General features: G+C 65.9%; 19 protein-coding genes and 1 pseudogene. 9 read left to right on the forward strand and 11 right to left on the reverse strand.

Annotated elements, in window-relative coordinates; genetic code table 11:
* Nucleotides 1-37: 37 nt before the first annotated feature.
* From P9254_RS13440 to P9254_RS13450, 3 genes are read right to left on the reverse strand one after another with little or no spacing between them, the layout of a single operon-like run.
* Nucleotides 38-415: a DUF1850 domain-containing protein gene (locus tag P9254_RS13440; RefSeq protein ID WP_127216016.1), complete on the reverse strand. Its 378-nt coding sequence runs from the start codon at nt 413-415 to the stop codon at nt 38-40.
* Nucleotides 412-2,538 (reverse strand): TRAP transporter permease, encoded by a 2,127-nt coding sequence (locus P9254_RS13445; protein ID WP_278055128.1) that lies wholly within the window; start codon nt 2,536-2,538, stop codon nt 412-414. Before P9254_RS13445 ends, P9254_RS13440 begins: the two co-directional genes overlap by 4 nt.
* A 38-nt stretch (nt 2,539-2,576) precedes the next feature.
* Nucleotides 2,577-3,536: a TAXI family TRAP transporter solute-binding subunit gene (locus P9254_RS13450; RefSeq protein WP_067003186.1), complete on the reverse strand. Its 960-nt coding sequence runs from the start codon at nt 3,534-3,536 to the stop codon at nt 2,577-2,579.
* A gap of 252 nt (nt 3,537-3,788) precedes the next feature.
* Here P9254_RS13450 and P9254_RS13455 point away from each other — a divergent pair, with 252 nt between their 5' ends.
* Nucleotides 3,789-4,151 (forward strand): YciI family protein, encoded by a 363-nt coding sequence (locus P9254_RS13455; protein ID WP_127241934.1) that lies wholly within the window; start codon nt 3,789-3,791, stop codon nt 4,149-4,151.
* A 4-nt stretch (nt 4,152-4,155) separates the two neighbouring features.
* Nucleotides 4,156-5,403: an RNA polymerase sigma factor gene (locus P9254_RS13460; RefSeq protein WP_278103882.1), complete on the forward strand. Its 1,248-nt coding sequence runs from the start codon at nt 4,156-4,158 to the stop codon at nt 5,401-5,403.
* Between the two features lie 22 nt (nt 5,404-5,425).
* Here P9254_RS13460 and P9254_RS13465 read toward each other — a convergent pair whose 3' ends face one another.
* The 6 genes from P9254_RS13465 to hrcA form a co-directional block, all read right to left on the reverse strand.
* Entirely contained in the window at nt 5,426-6,055 is a 630-nt protein-coding gene (locus P9254_RS13465) for a glutathione S-transferase family protein (RefSeq protein ID WP_278055133.1), read from the reverse strand.
* A 364-nt stretch (nt 6,056-6,419) separates the two neighbouring features.
* Nucleotides 6,420-7,400: a cysteine synthase A gene (cysK, locus tag P9254_RS13470; RefSeq protein ID WP_278055135.1), complete on the reverse strand. Its 981-nt coding sequence runs from the start codon at nt 7,398-7,400 to the stop codon at nt 6,420-6,422.
* Between the two features lie 188 nt (nt 7,401-7,588).
* The gene (locus P9254_RS13475) at nt 7,589-8,206 is read right to left on the reverse strand and encodes a LysE family translocator (RefSeq protein ID WP_278055136.1); all 618 of its coding nucleotides are present in this window, start codon (nt 8,204-8,206) and stop codon (nt 7,589-7,591) included.
* Nucleotides 8,207-8,318: 112 nt separating this feature from the next.
* Entirely contained in the window at nt 8,319-9,668 is a 1,350-nt protein-coding gene (locus P9254_RS13480) for a PQQ-dependent sugar dehydrogenase (RefSeq protein ID WP_278055138.1), read from the reverse strand.
* A gap of 110 nt (nt 9,669-9,778) precedes the next feature.
* Nucleotides 9,779-9,976 carry a hypothetical protein gene (locus P9254_RS13485; protein ID WP_067003314.1) on the reverse strand — a complete coding sequence of 66 codons (198 nt, stop codon included), beginning with the start codon at nt 9,974-9,976 and terminating at the stop codon, nt 9,779-9,781.
* Nucleotides 9,977-10,007: 31 nt separating this feature from the next.
* Nucleotides 10,008-11,090, reverse strand: a complete 1,083-nt coding sequence (gene hrcA, locus P9254_RS13490; RefSeq protein ID WP_067003197.1) for a heat-inducible transcriptional repressor HrcA — start codon at nt 11,088-11,090, stop codon at nt 10,008-10,010.
* Nucleotides 11,091-11,271: 181 nt separating this feature from the next.
* On the opposite strand from hrcA, the gene rph reads away from it, so the two are divergent.
* From rph to P9254_RS13515, 5 genes and pseudogenes are all read left to right on the forward strand, one after another.
* The gene (gene rph / locus P9254_RS13495; RefSeq protein ID WP_067003199.1) at nt 11,272-11,988 is read left to right on the forward strand and encodes a ribonuclease PH; all 717 of its coding nucleotides are present in this window, start codon (nt 11,272-11,274) and stop codon (nt 11,986-11,988) included.
* A 178-nt stretch (nt 11,989-12,166) separates the two neighbouring features.
* Nucleotides 12,167-12,577, forward strand: coding sequence for a VOC family protein (locus tag P9254_RS13500; protein WP_278055140.1), 411 nt, complete (start codon nt 12,167-12,169; stop codon nt 12,575-12,577).
* Nucleotides 12,578-13,255, forward strand: coding sequence for an RdgB/HAM1 family non-canonical purine NTP pyrophosphatase (gene rdgB, locus P9254_RS13505; RefSeq protein ID WP_067323458.1), 678 nt, complete (start codon nt 12,578-12,580; stop codon nt 13,253-13,255).
* On the forward strand, nt 13,252-14,430 hold the full coding sequence (gene hemW, locus P9254_RS13510; RefSeq protein WP_095825081.1) for a radical SAM family heme chaperone HemW: 1,179 nt from the start codon (nt 13,252-13,254) through the stop codon (nt 14,428-14,430). Before rdgB ends, hemW begins: the two co-directional genes overlap by 4 nt.
* Nucleotides 14,427-14,749, forward strand: a pseudogene (locus tag P9254_RS13515) (low molecular weight protein tyrosine phosphatase family protein). Before hemW ends, P9254_RS13515 begins: the two are co-directional and overlap by 4 nt.
* An 82-nt stretch (nt 14,750-14,831) precedes the next feature.
* Here P9254_RS13515 and P9254_RS13520 read toward each other — a convergent pair.
* Both P9254_RS13520 and P9254_RS13525 read right to left on the reverse strand, forming a co-directional pair.
* Nucleotides 14,832-15,020, reverse strand: a complete 189-nt coding sequence (locus tag P9254_RS13520) for a hypothetical protein (protein ID WP_095782034.1) — start codon at nt 15,018-15,020, stop codon at nt 14,832-14,834.
* Nucleotides 15,021-15,027: 7 nt separating this feature from the next.
* On the reverse strand, nt 15,028-15,225 hold the full coding sequence (locus P9254_RS13525; protein ID WP_067003211.1) for a hypothetical protein: 198 nt from the start codon (nt 15,223-15,225) through the stop codon (nt 15,028-15,030).
* 153 nt (nt 15,226-15,378) lie between these two features.
* On the opposite strand from P9254_RS13525, the gene rsmI reads away from it, so the two are divergent.
* Nucleotides 15,379-16,275, forward strand: coding sequence for a 16S rRNA (cytidine(1402)-2'-O)-methyltransferase (rsmI, locus tag P9254_RS13530; protein ID WP_278055141.1), 897 nt, complete (start codon nt 15,379-15,381; stop codon nt 16,273-16,275).
* The gene (locus tag P9254_RS13535) at nt 16,268-16,645 is read left to right on the forward strand and encodes a YraN family protein (RefSeq protein WP_278052003.1); all 378 of its coding nucleotides are present in this window, start codon (nt 16,268-16,270) and stop codon (nt 16,643-16,645) included. Before rsmI ends, P9254_RS13535 begins: the two co-directional genes overlap by 8 nt.
* Nucleotide 16,646 lies beyond the last annotated feature (1 nt).

Here is a 16,646-nt window from a genome sequence, read left to right on the forward strand (position 1 = left end):
AGGCTCGTGCCGGTGATTTTCGATCGCGACGCGGATTTTATCGCGGCTGGCTCGAACCGGCGCAGGCTTCGAGCGCGACCGTATCCCCGGCCGTCCCGCCAAGCTCGCGACAGCCCTTGGCCGTGCACAAGGTCCAGCCTCCCCCGGTTGCGCCGGAGGCCGCGAGCACCAGCCGCGGCTGTGGCCCGATCCGTGGCGCATAGACCCACCATCCGTCCCGCAGCACCGAGCCTTCCGGCGGCTCCATGCCGGCGCCGGAGCCCTTGACGCGCGCTTCGACGACGCGCAGACCTGCCGGCGTCACCTTCCAATCCTCTTGCCAGCGCGTCCGTTCCACCGAATGCGTCCAGGACAAGGTAAAGGCGGCAACGGCAAGCGTCACCGTCTTGCCGGCTGCGAGGATGCACAGGCTCATGCAGGGCCGGCCGCGGATGCCTGGCGCGCGCGCCAGCAGTGCCAGCCGATCCAGAGCAGCGCCAGCGCCCAGCCGGTTTCGTCGGTGAGCGGCAGCGCCGCCACCAGCAGCGCGCCGGCGGCGAAGGCGACCAAGCGCTCCCACCAGGCCATGCGGCGAGCGAGGAAGCCGACGGCGGCGGCGCCCCAGAGCACGATGCCCATGCAGGCTTTGGCGACGACGTAGGCGACCTCGACCGGATAGCCGAACGAAGCCGCGATCGGGCCTGCATCCTGCAGCATCAGCGCCGGCGTGTAGACGGCCATGAACGGCACGACGAAGCCGGCGATGGCGAGCTTGGTCGCCTGAATGCCGATCTTCAGCCCGCTTTCCCTGGCCATGGGCGCCGCGGCGAAAGCGGCGAGCGCCACCGGTGGGGTGAGATCAGCCATGATGCCGAAATAGAAGACGAACATGTGGCTGACGATGAGCGGCACGCCGAGCGACAGCAGCGCCGGGCCGGCGAGCGAGGAGGTGATGATGTAGTTGGGGATGGTGGGGATGCCCATGCCGAGCACCAGGCAGGTGAGCATGGTGAGCAGCAGCGACAGGAACAGATTGTTCTCGCCGATGGAGATGATCCAGCCGATGAAGGTCGAAGCGATGCCGGTCAGCGTCAGCGTGCCGATGACGATGCCGACGATGGCGCAGGCGATGCCGACCGGCAGCGCGTTCTTCGCCCCTTCGGCAAGCGATTCGACGCAGATGCGCAGCGTCTCGCGACCGCCCTTGAAAGTGACGCAGGCGACAATGAGCGCCGCGATGACGAGGCCGAGGATGTTGACGCCGAAGCGCATGAAGGAGGCGGCGGCAAGGCCGAGCGCCAGCCAGAAGACGACGCGGAAGGCGAACGGTCCGATCAGCGCCGCCAGCGGCGTGCCGAGGATCAGCACGATGGTCAGCGCCAGGCCCATGGTGCCGGCGAAGATCGGCGTATAGCCGGCGAAGAGCAGGTAAACCAGCACGGCAAGCGGCAGCACCAGCGGCCAGTGCTGCCGCACCGCATCCCAGGGATTGGGCAGCTCAGCCTTGGCCATGCCGTGCAGGCCGGCCTTGCCCGCCTCCAGATGCACCTGCCAGAAACAGGCGCCGAAATAGAGCAGCGCCGGAATGATCGCCGCCTTCACCACCTCGGCGTAGGGGACGTTCAGCGTCTCGGCCATGATGAAGGCGACCGCGCCCATCACCGGCGGCATGATCTGGCCGCCCATCGACGACGTTGCCTCGACGGCGCCGGCGAAGGCCGAGCGGAAGCCGAAGCGCTTCATCAGCGGAATGGTGAACTGGCCGCTCGCCACGACATTGGCGACGCCCGAACCGGAGATGGTGCCCATCAGCGCCGAGGAGAGCACGCAGACCTGGGCCGGACCGCCGCGCCAGGAGCCGACCAGGCCAAGCGCGAAATCGTTGAACAGCGCGATCATGCCGGCGCGTTCGAGGAAGGCGGCGAAGACGACGAAGATGAAGATGTAAGCCGCCGAGACATAGACCGGCGTGCCGTATATGCCTTCGGTGCCGAAGGCGAAGGTGTCGACGAGCTGGGCGAAATCGTAGCCGCGATGGATGAAGGGCGGCGGCAGGTGATTGCCGACGAAGCAATAGGCGAGGAAGATGAAGGCGATCACCGCGAGCGGCAGCCCCATCAGCCGCCTTGCCGCTTCGAAGACGAGCACCACCAGCAGCGTGCCGACGATCAGGTCCGGCGTGGTGAGGAAGCCGGAGCGGCGGATGAGGTCGGCGTAGAAGACCCAGTTGTAGAGGCCGGTGCCGAAGCCGAGCGCGCCGAGCGTCCAGAACGCGGCCTTCGCCGCTACGCCGGTGGCGCGCAGGTTGGCGATCAGGCCGAAGCCGAGCAGCAGCAGGAAGCCGACATGCATGGCGCGCACCACCTGGCTGGGCAGGCTGCCATAGGCGGCGATGTAGATCTGGAAAACGGAGAAGGCGACGGCAATCAGGAAGGCCGCCTTGCCGGCGATGCCGCCGCCGAAGCCCGGCGGCAGGCCTTCGACCTGTTCTTCGGCGACAGGGAGATGAAAAGTGGTCGAATTGCCGTCGGTCGTTGTTCCAGACGTTGCTTTGCTCATCCGACGCGCTCCATAGCAGACTGCCGCGCCATCCTCGCTTACTTGATCAGCCCTTTTTCCTTGTAATATTTCTCCGCGCCGGGATGCAGCGGCACCGGCATGCCGTCCAGCGCCTTGGCCGGATCGATCGCCTTGGCGGCGGCATGGGCGGCGGCGAGCTGGTCGAGATGCTCGAACATCAGCTTGGTCATCTGATAGGCGGTCTCGTCGGAAACATCGGCCCGGGTGACAAGGAAATTGCCGACCGCGGCGGTGGCGACATCCTCGGTCTGGCCCTCATAGGTGCCCTTGGGAATGATCACCGAAAGATAGGGCGAGCCGATCTTGGCGACGTCCTCGGCCGGCACGGCGACGACGTTGATCGGCACCGAAGTTGCGAGATCGCGGATCGAGGCGACGCCCAGGCCCGCCGATTGCAGCGTGGCGTCGAGCTGCCGGTTCTTGATCAACTCGACCGACTCGGCGAATGGCAGGTACTCGACCCGTCCAAGATCCTCATACTTCAGCCCGGCGGCGGCGAAGATGGCGCGGGCGTTGAGCTCGGTGCCGGAGGCGGGCGCGCCGACCGACAGGCTCTTGCCCTTGAGGTCGGCGAGGGTCTTGATGCCGGACTCCTTGCTGGCGACGATCTGAATATAGTTCGGATAGATGGCGGCGATGCCGCGCAGCTTGTCGAGCTTGCCGGGGAAGCCGGCTTCGGTGTTGCCTTCGGCGGCGAGCTTGACGGAATCGCCGAGCGCGAAGGCGATCTCGCCCTTGCCCTGCTGCAGCAGGTTGAGGTTCTCGACCGATGCCTTGGTTGCCTGCACCTGGGTGCGGGCGCCTTCGATGCCCTTGCCGTAGATTTCCGACAGCGCGACGCCGAGGGGATAGTAGACGCCCGACGTGCCGCCGGTCAGCACGGTGATGAATTCCTGTGCCCCGGCCGACATGGCGCCGAGGCCGAGCGACAATGCCAAAGCGCCGGCGGCAACAAATTTCGTCCTGAAATCGAGCATTTTGTTTCCTCCTCCTGATGGTCGCGCCGCGCCGCCTCTGCCGGCGCGAAGCTGGGAGTTTAGACAGGAGACGCCAAATGCCAACCCGCAATTGCAGCCATTAGACGAACGATCGAGGGGTGGCGAAAGCGCCGGCTTGCGCTCGATTGCTTTGGAGGCGAAAGATTTTCGCGGCGCCTGTCGAAATCGGCCGTGGCCGCACGACATAGGTCGGCCCGCGACGACGCGGCCTTCGAGAAAACGGAGAAGACCATGCGATACATGCTTTTGATCTACAATGACGAAGCGGCAATGGCGAATGCGCCGCGCGACAAGACCGAACAGACGCTTGCCGCCTACGGTGCCTATACCGAAGCCTTGAAGAGATCCGGCGCGTACCTCGCCGGCGAAAGGCTGCGTCCGACCCAGGCGGCCACTTCGATACGGCTCGCCGACGGCAAGACCAATGTGCTCGACGGTCCCTATGCCGACACCAAGGAACAGCTTGCCGGCTTCTACATGATCGAAGCGACCGACATCGACACCGCGATGGAATGGGGCGCGCGCTGCCCGGCAGCCAGCACCGGCACGGTCGAGGTGCGGCCGATCTGGGAAATGACCGACTACCGGTCCTAGCAATATGGACAAGCGCCCGGAGACGGCGCGGGCGGCGGCCGCGGCGGCCGCCCGGCAGAGCTACGGCAAGCTGGTTGCCTATCTCGCTGCTCGCATGCGCGACGTTGCCGGCGCCGAGGACGCGTTGGCCGACGCGTTCGCCGCCGCACTGGAGCGCTGGCCGAAGAGCGGCGTGCCCGAAAAGCCGGAGGCCTGGCTGCTGGCGGTGGCGCGCCGCCGCGACGTCGACGCCGTGCGGCGGCGGCTGACCGGCGAGGCGGCCCGCGGCCACCTGCAGCTGATTGCCGAAGAGGCGGAGGCGCGCATGACGCACGAGGATTTGCCCGACGAGCGGCTGAGGCTGATGTTTGCCTGCGCACATCCGGCGATCGAGGCCAGCGTACGCGCGCCGCTGATCCTGCAGACCGTGCTTGGCTTCGACGCCGCAACCATCGCCTCGGCCTTTCTGGTCTCGCCGACGACGATGGGCCAGCGCCTGGTGCGCGCCAAGAGCCGCATCCGCGAGGCCGCCATCCCCTTCCGGGTACCGGAGCGGGCCGAGCTCGGCGAGCGGCTCGAGGCGGTGCTGGAAGCGATTTACGCCACATTCGCCGAGGGCTGGTCGGATCCGGCCGGCACCGAGACGCGCCGACGCAACCTGGCTACGGAAGGCATCTGGCTCGGCCGGCTGGTCGCGTCGCTGATCCCGGATGAGCCGGAAACGCTCGGGCTCCTGGCGCTGATGCTTTTCGCCGACGCGCGGCGCACGGCGCGGCGCAGTCCCGACGGCGACTTCGTGGCGCTGGCTGAGCAGGACGTGGCGCTTTGGGACGACAAGCTGATCGACGAGGCGGAAGCGCTGCTCAGGCGCGCCGCGATCAGGGGAACCATCGGCCGCTACCAATTGGAGGCTGCGGTCCAGTCGGCGCACACGGCAAGGCGGCGGAGCGGCCGCACCGACTGGACCGCGATCCGCCAGCTTTACGACGCGCTGATGGCGATTGCCGGCTCGCCGGTGGTGGCGATCAACCGCGCTGTCGCGATCGCCGAAGCCGAGGGCGCAGCCGAGGGTCTTGCCGCGCTCGACGAGATCGGCGGCGACAAGCGGGTTGGCGAGTACCAGCCTTATTGGGCGGCGCGGGCCGAGCTCTTAGCCAGGCTCGGCAGGACGGCCGAGGCCGCCGAGGCTTACGACCGGGCGATCGGCCTCGAGCGCGATCCGGCCTTGCGCCATTTCCTGCAGGCCGAGCGGGGGAAGCTGGTCCGCAACTGAGGCGAGACGGCGGTTCCAGCAACTAGTCCTGCGGCCACATCTCATGAGAAAGGTTCAGTTTCCGCATGATCGCATGCTGGCGCAACTTGCCCCACAGCCGTTCGATGTTCGGCCAGGCCACGCGAGCGCTCTTGGTGTCGGGATGCCAGGCCACCAGCATCACGAGATAGATGTCGACCAGCGAAAGTTCCTCACCGGCCAGCCACTCACGGCGGGCGAGCGCGCTATCGAGAATGGCAAAGCCGCGATCCATTTCGGCGATAGCCGCCTCCTTGACCACCTGCACGCTATCGGCGTCGGCCGTGTAGCGGTGGGGGTAATAGAGCCTCAGGATCGCGGGATAGAGCGCCGACGACATGAAGGCCATCCAGCGCAGGAAATCGGCGCGCGCCGGCGAGCCCGCTTGCGGCGCCAGATGCGCTTCTGGATGACGCTCGGCGAGCAGGATGCAGATCGCCGCCGATTCGGTCATCGACCGGCCGTCGGGCAATGTCAGCGCCGGCACCTGGTTCAGCGGGCTGATGGCGAGGAAAGCCGGATCGGGCGGATCCTTCTTCGGCACGTCGATCTGCCGGAAAGGCGCGCCGGCCATAGCCAAGGCCGCCTCGACGACGAAGCCGCCGCTGCCGGGACGCGTGTAAAGCTTGTACATAAAATCCTCCCGCCGGCCGATTCGAGGCCGGCGGCGATTTGAACCGGAAGCGGCGCCTTCCTCAAGCCGGGCTCCGCTTGCCACAGACGCTTTTTGAGCGATCCAGCTTGCATCATCCCGGGAGTGCCGCTTGTTCGCAAGCTCTTGAGATTGGCTGTGGCGTTCCCGACTTGGTCATCCACGTGCGAGCAACGAGCTGCGCGACGCGCGCAGACCCGAGGATCCATGCCTTGACGTCTCCACGTCACAAGCGTTGCGGATCTTTCTGCGGAGGAGGAACAGCGGCTCCGTTAATCTCGGATAAGACAGGTGGTATCCATTCTGGACCGTGGCATTTCCCGGCCATTCTTCGAGGTATGAGCGCCTACGCCCCCAGCCCGTCGAACAGGATCGTCGAGAGATAGCGCTCGGCGAAGGACGGGATGACGACGACGAGGTTCTTGTCCTTGTTTTCCGGCCGCGAGCCGACGACGATCGCCGCCTGCAGCGCGGCACCCGACGAGATGCCGACCGGCACGCCTTCGAGGCGGGCGACGAGGCGCGCATTGGCGACCGAATCCTCGTTCGAGACCCTGACGATCTCGTCATAGATCGTGGTGTCGAGGATCTTGGGCGCGAAGCCGGCGCCGATGCCTTGAATCTTGTGCGGGCCGGGCTGGCCGCCGGAGAGCACCGGCGAGGCTTCCGGCTCGACCGCCACGACATGCAGCGAAGGCTTGCGCTTCTTCAGCACCTGGCCGACGCCGGTGATCGTGCCGCCGGTGCCGATGCCGGCCACGAAGATGTCGACCTCGCCATTGGTGTCGTTCCAGACCTCCTCCGCCGTGGTGCGGCGGTGGATTTCCGGATTGGCCGGATTCTCGAACTGCTGCGGGATGATGGCGTTGGGCAGCGTGGCGGCAAGCTCGTCGGCCTTGGCGATGGCGCCCTTCATGCCTTTCGGGCCTTCGGTGAGCACCAATTCGGCACCGAGCAGCGCCAGCATCTTGCGACGTTCGACCGACATTGTCTCCGGCATGGTGAGGATCAGCTTGTAACCCTTGGCGGCGGCGGCGAAGGCCAGCGCGATGCCGGTGTTGCCGGAGGTCGGTTCGATCAGCGTGGTCTTGCCCGGCGCAATCTTGCCGGCCTCCTCCAGCGCCTCGATCATCGAGACGCCGATGCGGTCCTTGACCGAGGCGATCGGGTTGAAGAATTCAAGCTTAGCCAGCAGGTTGGCGACGACGCCCTTCTCCCTGGCGAACTTATCCAGCCGCACCAGCGGCGTGTCTCCAATCGTCTCGGTGATCGAGTTGAAGATGCGGCCGCGGCCGGGGACGCGCGCGGAGGTGACGGGCTTGTTCATTGGTTTCGCTCCCAAGGCAAAGGCATAGGCATACAGAATAAGGCTTTCAGCCGCGCAAGATAGGCTGCCCGCCGAAAATATCCGAGTGGGGCGGCTGCTGAAAACCTCCCCGCGCCGGAAATGCATTTTTTGGATCGGCCCGTTTTGGGGACGCTTTCCCCGAAATGGGGGCCGGTTGAGAATGCGGCCTATTGACGGGCCGCGATGGCGGCTGCCGCTCCCATCATGAAGCCGGCGGCGGTGCGGTTCAGCACCTTGAGCGCGCGCGGCGACTTCAGGAACCAGCGCGCCTTGGCAGCCAGCGCCAGATAGGGGACCAGCACCACGAACAGGACGACAACGGTCAGCGCGACAAGGATGCCGTAGTCGGCCGGCGTGATCGTCTTCAGGTCGACGATGGTCGGCGTGATGGCGAGATAGAAGATCATCGTCTTCGGGTTGCCGAGCGTCACCGTCAGCCCGGCGATGAAGCTCGACGCCAGGCCGCTCTTGCCCTTCCGCGCCTCGACCGTTTCGGGCGAGATGCCGCTCGTCCAGAAGCGCCGGGCAAGGAAGGCGAGATAAGCGACGCCCGCCCATTTGATGGCGAGAAACACTATGCCGAAGGTCTGGGCGACGAAGGCGAGGCCGAGCACGACGGCGGTGAGGTAGGTACTGTCGCCGAGCATGAGACCGAACGACATAGCGAGCGACGAACGGAAGCCGGAGCCGAGCGCGCGGGCAACAAGCGCCGTCACGCCGGGACCCGGAATGGCGGCGGCGACGCCGAGGGCGGCGCTGTAGGCGAGAAATCCTGTCAGTGTCATGGCTTGAACCCAGCGCTATCCCGAGATCGGGATCCAGAGCGGCGGCCTTTTACCACGGCGTCGGGGCGGCGTTAATTGCCTTGCGGCCGGATTCGGTTGCACCAGCGCCGCTTCAGGACCGGCCGTCGCCGTAGGTGACGCGCCATATCGTGCCGTTGCCGTCCTCGGTCAGGATCAGCGAACCATCCTTCGCCACCGCGACACCGACCGGCCGGCCCCAGACCGCATCGTCGGCAATGACGAAGCCGGTGGCGAAATCCTCATATTCGCCGGTCGGCTTGCCGTCCTTGAACTTCAGCCGCACCACCTTGTAGCCGGTGCGGACATTGCGGTTCCACGAGCCGTGCAGGGTGACGAAGGCGTCGCCCTTGTAGTCGGCCGGGAAGTTGCCGCCCTCATAAAAGGCGATGTTGAGCGGCGCCGAATGTGCCTGGATCAGCACGTCCGGCACCGTGACCTTGCCGGCGAGATCGGGCCGCGCGCCTTTGTGGCGCGGATCCTCGTTGTCGCCGATATAGTACCAGGGCCAGCCATAGAAGGCTCCCTCCTTGACGGCGGTCGCATATTCGAAAGGCACGTTGTCGCCGAGCTCGTCGCGTTCGTTGACGACGCACCAGAGCGCGCCCGTAGCCGGCTGCACCGTTATGCCCGAGCAGTTGCGCAGGCCGGTGGCGACCATCCTGCGGTTCTTGCCGTCAGGATCGAAAGCGAGCACATCCGCTCGGCCTTCCTCCGCGCCCCAGGTAGCGCCGAGCGGTGCCGATCTCGCCCATTCTTCGACGCCGCCCTTCGGCCTCGCTCCCATGCCCTCTGCGGTATTCGAGCCCGAGCCGACCGAGAGATAGAGCGTCTTGCCGTCGGGCGAAAAAGCGATGTCGCGCGTCCAGTGATGGCTCGACGGGATGTCCGAGACGATCGTTTCGGGCTCGCCGGAAGCTTTGAGGTCGCCGTCGCGATAGGCAAAGCGGACGACGCTGTTGCTGTTGGCGACATAGACCCATTGCGGCTTGTCGCCCGGCGGATAGAAGGCGATGCCGTAGGGCCGGGTCAGGCCTTTGGCAAAGACCGACTTCTCGGCGGGCTTGGCGCTGCGTTCGGCCAGTCGATAGACGCGGACCTGGCTCGCCCTGCTGTCGGCGACGAAGAGATCGCCGTTCGGCGCCGTGCGCACGACACGCGGGCTGCTGATGCCCGAAGCCACCAGTTCGGCCGAAAAGCCGGGTGGAAGGGCTGGCGTGGCATCCTCGGGGCGATCGGTGACACCGCCGCCGTTCGAGGCGGATTCGGCGACATTCGGCTTCGGGAGATCGTCGGGCCTGATGAGGCGCCGCACGCCGGGCCGGTCGGCCCTCCAGTCACCGAAGGCCTTTTTGCCGGTGAGCAGGGGCTGGTCGGCCTGCTGCGCGACGGCGCCGGAGGCCAGGAACAAAGCGAGGGCGGCAAGGCCGGCAATCCGTATCATGCTGTTCTCCGTTATTCGCCAACGTGCATCAGCAACCAGACAGCGAATATCGGGCAGGCTTTCCAAAAGAGAAGCCGGGCATGCAGATTTTGACGGAAAGCGCCGGCAGTTCAGCTCTCTTCGATATCCAGATCGTCGTCGAGCTGCTTTTCCAGCGCGACCAGATCGGCCGGCAGCGGCAGGCCCATGGCGCGCATTTCCCTGAGCTTCTCGCGCAGTAGCTCCTGGATCTCGTGATCGTCTTCCGGTTGGTTCACCATCTCCTCGAGCAGCAGGCTGATCTGGGCCTTGAACGATTCCAGCGCCATTTCCACCCTCCTTGCGACGTTTCCCGCTTGCCTATCTCAGCATGCGCGAAATCAACTGGGCCGTATAGTCGACCATCGGGACGATGCGGGCATAGTTCAATCGCGTCGGGCCGATGACGCCGAGCGCGCCGACGACGCGGGCATCCTTGTCGCGATAGGGCGCGACCACGAGCGACGAACCGGACAGCGAAAACAACTTGTTCTCCGAGCCGATGAAGATGCGCACGCCCGGACCTTCCTCGGCGAGGTCGAGGAGCTGCAGCAGTCCGTCCTGCGTTTCCAGATCCTCGAACAGATGGCGCAGCAATTCGAGATCGGCCTGGGCGGTGACGTTTTCCAGAAGATTGGCGCGGCCGCGCACGATGAGGCGCGCCGGCAGGCCGCTTTCAGCGCCGGCCCAGACCGCGAGGCCCTTCTCGACCAGCTCCTGCGACAGCGTGTCGAGAGCCGCCCTGGTCTCGTCCTTGATGCGCGCGATCTCAACCCGGGCCTCGGCCAGCGTGCGGCCGCGGATATGGGCGTTGAGGAAGTTCGAGGCCTCGTGCAGCTGCGAGACGGTGATACCGGCCGGCAGGTCGACAACGCGGTTCTCGACATCGCCGCTCTGCGACACCAGGACGGCGAGCGCCTTGGTGGGTTCCAACTGGATGAACTCGATGTGCTTCAGAGCCACCTCGTTCTTGGCGGCGAGCACCAGGCCGGCGCCGCGCGACATTCCGGAGAGCATCTGGCTGGCCTCGGTCAGCATATGCTCCAGCGTGGCGCCCGAGCCCGAGGCACGCACCTGCGCCTCGATGACGCGACGCTCGTCGTCCGACAGATCGCCGAGCTCCATGAAGGCATCGACGAAGAAGCGCAGGCCGGTCTGGGTAGGCAGGCGGCCGGCCGAGATGTGCGGCGCGTAGATCAGCCCCAGATGCTCGAGGTCGCTCATCACGTTGCGGATGGTGGCCGGCGACAGCGACGACGGCAGGATGCGCGACAGGCTGCGCGAGCCGACCGGCTCGCCGTCGCGCAGATAGGAATCGACAATCCGCCGGAAGATGTCGCGCGAGCGCATGTCGAGCGACTGAAGCACGGGCGGCTGCGATGCGGGATCGACTGCCTTGTTCATTCCAGCGAAAAACCTCCTATCGAAAGATATAGACTTAAGCCTCCCTGGCGCAACCCGGGGGCATTTTCGCTTGCGCCGTTTTCTTGGCGCTCCGTTTCCTTGGCGCCCTTTTCCTTTGCGCCATCCGCCGCATGCGTCTACAAGCCGCCGACGAATCCAAAACCATAGGAAAGAAGGCCGAATGCGCCCCTCCAAACGCCAGCCCGACGAAATGCGCGCCATCTCCTTCGAGCGCGGCGTCTCCAAGCATGCCGAAGGCTCGTGCCTGGTGAAGTTCGGCGACACGCATGTGCTGTGCACGGCGAGCCTGGAGGAAAAGGTGCCGGCCTGGATGCGCAATTCCGGCAAGGGCTGGGTTACGGCCGAATACGGCATGCTGCCGCGCTCGACGGGCGAGCGCATGCGCCGCGAGGCCTCCGCCGGCAAGCAGGGCGGCCGCACGCTCGAGATCCAGCGGCTGATCGGTCGTTCGTTGCGCGCCGTTGTCGACCTGCAGGCGCTAGGCGAACAGCAGATCACCGTCGATTGCGACGTCATCCAGGCCGACGGCGGCACCCGCACCGCCTCGATCACCGGCGGCTGGGTGGCGCTCTATGACTGCCTGCGCTGGATGGAAGCGCGCCAGATGGCCAGCGTTTCCAAGGTGCTCAAGGACCATGTCGCGGCGATCTCCTGCGGCATCCATGACGGACAGCCGGTCATCGATCTCGATTATCTCGAGGATTCCTCGGCCGGCACCGACGCCAATTTCGTCATGACCGGCAAGGGCGGCATCGTCGAGATCCAGGGCACGGCGGAAGGCGAGCCCTTCTCCGAAGAGCAGTTCTCGGCGCTGATGGGGCTGGCCAAGAAGGGTATTTCGCGGCTGGTGAGCCTGCAGCAGATGGCGGTGGCGTAGGTTTTCGAATGCCGAGCCTAGGCACCCCCCTCTGGCCTGCCGGCCATCTCCCCCTCAAGGGGGGAGATCGGACCTCACCTCGGCCTTCGCCAATCTTCGCCGTCGAGACACTGTCGGTGGAGCTGCCAATCTCCTCCCTTGAGGGGGAGATGCCCGGCAGGGCAGAGGGGGGCGCCTCGTGACCCCCTCCGCGATTCTGGAATCAGCGCTCTACGTCACAGATCTAACCGCTGCCGAAGCCTTCTACGGCGACATCCTCGGCCTGGATCCGCTGGGCAAGGTCGAAGGTCGCCACGTCTTCTTCCGCTGCGGCAACGGCGTGCTGCTCATCTTCAATGCCGAGGCGACGAAAATTCCGCCGGCGCCCGACGCCAGGCTGAAGGTGCCGCCGCACGGCACGGTCGGCGAAGGGCATCTTTGCTTCACCGCGACTGCGGCCGAGATCGCGCAATGGCGCAAGCATTTGGCGGCCAAGAACATCGCCATCGAAAGCGATTTCGAGTGGCCGCAGGGCGGACATTCGATCTATATCCGCGACCCTTCGGGCAATTCGATCGAGTTCGCCGAACCAAGGATCTGGGGTCTCTGAATGCATTCTTTGAACGGACAAAAGATCGTCGTCGCCAGCCACAATGAAGGCAAGCTGCGCGAATTCGCCGACTTGATGGCCCCGTTCGGCTTCGAGGCGAAGTCGGCCAAGGATTACGGCCTGCCGGAACCGGACGAGACCGGCACGACCTTCGAGGAGAATGCCTATATCAAGGCCTATGCCGCCGCCAAGGCCACCGGCCTGCCGGCGCTGTCGGACGATTCGGGGCTCTGCGTCGACGCGCTCGACGGGGCGCCCGGCGTCTACACCGCCAACTGGGCCGAGACGGCGGACGGCACACGCGATTTCGGCATGGCCATGCAGCGCACCGAAGTGGCGCTGCAGGAGGTCGGCGCGACCGAGCCGGCGCAGCGCACCGGCCGTTTCGTCGCCGTCATCTGCCTCGCCTTTCCCGATGGCGAGGCCGAATATTACCGCGGCGAGGCCGAAGGCACGCTGGTCTGGCCGCCGCGCGGCACGCTCGGCTTCGGCTACGATCCGGTGTTCCTGCCCAACGGCTTCGCCAAGACTTTTGGCGAGATGAGCGCCGAGCAAAAGCATGGCTGGAAGCCCGGCCAGGCAACAGCCCTGTCGCACCGCGCCCGCGCCTTCCAGAAGTTTGCCCAGGCCCGCTTGGATTTGGCGCGGCTGGATCTGGCGCGGCTCAGGTCAAAATGATCGGAACAGGCCAGACCATGCCGCTCGACCGCAGCCCCGGCTTCGGCGTCTATATCCATTGGCCGTTCTGCGCTGCCAAATGCCCTTACTGCGACTTCAACAGCCACGTTCGCCACCAGCCGGTCGACCAGGAGCGTTTTGCGCGGGCCTTCGAGACGGAGCTCAAGACGATGCGCGCCCGCACCGGGCCGCGCGAGGTGACCAGCGTCTTCCTCGGCGGCGGCACGCCGTCGCTGATGAAGCCGGAAACGGTGTCAGCGGTTCTGGAAGCCGTAGCGAAGAACTGGACGGTGCCTGCCGGGATCGAGGTGACGCTGGAGGCCAACCCGTCCTCGGTCGAGGCGGAGCGCTTCCGCGGTTATCGGGCGGCCGGCGTCAACCGTGTCTCGCTCGGCGTGCAGGCGCTGAACGACAAGGACCTGCGCTTCCTCGGCCGGCTGCACAATGTCGAGGAGGCGCTGCACGCCATCGGGCTGGCGCGGGAAATCTTTCCGCGGCTCTCCTTCGACCTGATCTATGCGCGGCCCGGCCAGACGCCGGAGGCTTGGGCTTTAGAGCTTGAGGAAGCGATCGGGCACGCCGCCGACCACCTGTCGCTCTATCAGCTCACGATCGAGGAGGGCACGCCGTTCCATGCACTCCACTCAGCGCGAAAATTCGTCCTGCCCGACAACGACCATGCCGCCGACCTCTACGCGCTGACGCAGGAGGTGACCGCGGCGCACGGGCTTCCGGCCTACGAAATCTCCAACCACGCGCGGCCGGGCGCGGAAAGCCGGCACAACCTGACTTATTGGCGCTACGGCGAATATGTCGGCGTCGGACCCGGCGCGCATGGCCGCTTCGTCGAGAACGGCCGCCGTACCGTGACGGTCGCGGAAAAGATGCCTGAGACCTGGGCCAACCTGGTCGAAGCCAGGGGCCATGGCGTCAACGGCGGCGAGGTGCTGACGCGCGCCGAAGAAGCCGACGAGTTCCTATTGATGGGGCTGCGGCTGGCCGAAGGCATCGACCTCCAGCGCTACGAGACGCTTGCCGGGCGTAGTCTGGCGAGCGACCGATTGTCGGTGCTGCAGGAAGAGGGGCTGGTGGCGCCGGTCGGCAACGCCCGCCTCCGCGCCACGACCGCCGGCATGATCGTGCTCGATGCGGTGGTGGCAGACCTCGCGCGGTGAAAAAGGTTCTCTTCGTCTGCAGCCAGAACCGCCTGCGCAGCCCCACCGCCGAGCAGGTGTTTTCCAGGCGCCGCGACCTCGAGGTCGAATCGGCCGGCACCAATCACGACGCGGACAACCCGCTGACGCATGAACTGGTCGCGTGGGCCGAGATCATCTTCGTCATGGAGAAGGCGCATCGCGTCAAGCTGCAGAAGAAGTTCCGGTCAAGCCTGATGCGGGCACGGGTGATCTGCCTCGACATCCCGGACACTATGCGTTCATGGATCCGGAACTGGTGCGGCTGCTCGAGGCGAAGGTCACTAACTATCTGGGCTGAATGGCGTCAGGCGCCAAGCATGGCGCTTCGCTCCTCGCTCCGCCTGGGATGAGGCGAGAGATCGCGAAGGGTCGCAGCTGCTCTAGGCGTCGTGCTTCTGGCGGTGCTTCCCGCGATCCTTTTCCGCATGCGCGTCGCCGGAACGGCCCTGCTTCAGGTCGGTCTTGTCGCGGCGGTTCCCGTGCTGGGCGGCGATCGGATGGGAAGGAATGCCCTCGCGGGCGGTCTTGCTTTCGAGTCGTGTGATGAAAATGTCGAAGCGATTGGGCATCGTCCGGTCAGTGCTCCGTCGTGCTTTCGGTTTCGGTCGAGGCGTCTTGAACCGCGGGGCTTGGAAGCGGCTTCATCGCTTCCTTGTCCTTTGTCCTGGCGGAGGGTTCCCGATCCTCCGAACCGGCAACCTTCTCCGATCCGGCAAAGCGCTTGCAGCCCGAATAATAGGGCGTGAAAGCGTCTTGAATGATCAGGCTGTCCATCCTGTCCTCCTCCTCGGGAATCAGGGGTAAAATCCGCCTTACGCGGTTTGGTTCCGCATCGTGGCAAAGGCATGGCGATTCCCTTGCATCGCCATCACGTTTTGCAACCGCAGATCAGCCGTGGCAAACAGTGGCGCGTGGGGAGGGCCTCAATTGACCGGCGACAAACGCAGCTATGTAATCGGGCAGACCGAAATTGCGGCGCGGCCGCTGGAGCCGGCGCTCTATCTGGTGGCGACGCCGATTGGCAATCTCGCCGATGTCACGCTGCGTGCGCTGGAGACGCTGGCCGGCGCCGACATCGTCGCCTGCGAGGACACGCGCGTCTCGCGCGTGCTGCTCGAACGCTACGGCATTCGCCGGCGCACCACGGCCTATCACGAGCACAATGCGGCCGAGGCCGGGCCGAAGCTGATCGAGTCGCTCGCTGCCGGACAAAGCGTGGCGCTGATCTCGGATGCCGGCACGCCGCTGGTTTCCGATCCCGGCTACCGGCTGGTCGGCGAGGCGCTGGAGTGCGGCATCCGCGTTATTCCGGTGCCCGGACCGTCGGCGGCGCTTGCCGCGCTGACCGCTTCCGGCCTGCCTTCCGACACCTTTCTGTTCGCCGGCTTCTTGCCGGTCAAGGCAGGCCAGAGGCTCACCAAGCTCGAAAGCTTCAGGCAGGTGCCGGCGACGCTCATCTTCTATGAATCGCCGCGCCGGCTGGCCGAGACGCTTGCTGCGATGGGGCAAGTGCTTGGCGGAGCGCGCAAAGCGGCGATCGGCCGCGAGTTGACCAAGACGTTTGAGGAGATGCGAACGGGGACGCTCGGAGAGCTTGCCGATCACTACGCGGCGGCCGAGACGCCCAAGGGCGAAATCGTGGTCTGCGTCGGCCCGCCGGAGGCGGCCGAGGACCAGCCGGCCGACATCGACCGGCTGCTGTTGTCTTTAGCCGCCGAAATGCCGGCCTCCAAGGCGGCGGCGGAAGCGGCGAAGATGACCGGCGGCCAGAAACAGGCGCTCTATCGCCGGCTAATCGAGCTGAAGGCGGACGGCGGTGGCTGAGCGCACCGTCGGGCATCGGCGAAAAGCCTATCGGCGCGGCCATCGCGGCGAATGGCTGGCGGCGCTGGCGCTGATGCTGAAGGGCTATCGCATCGTTGCGCGCCGCCATCGCACAAAGCTCGGCGAGATCGACCTGATCGCCAGGCGCGGCGACCTTGTACTGTTCGTCGAGGTCAAGGCGCGGCGCACGCTGATGGATGCGATGGAAGCGATCGCCCACGCCTCGGAACGGCGCATCGAGGGTGCCGCCGACCTCTGGCTGTCGCGACAGCCGGACTATGGCCGGCTGTCGGTACGCTTCGACATGGTGGCGGTGCTGCCCTGGCGCTGGCCGGTGCATGTCGAGAATGCGTTTTATGGGCGGAATTGAG

Source organism: Mesorhizobium sp. WSM4983, assembly GCF_029625765.1.
GTDB lineage: Bacteria > Pseudomonadota > Alphaproteobacteria > Rhizobiales > Rhizobiaceae > Mesorhizobium.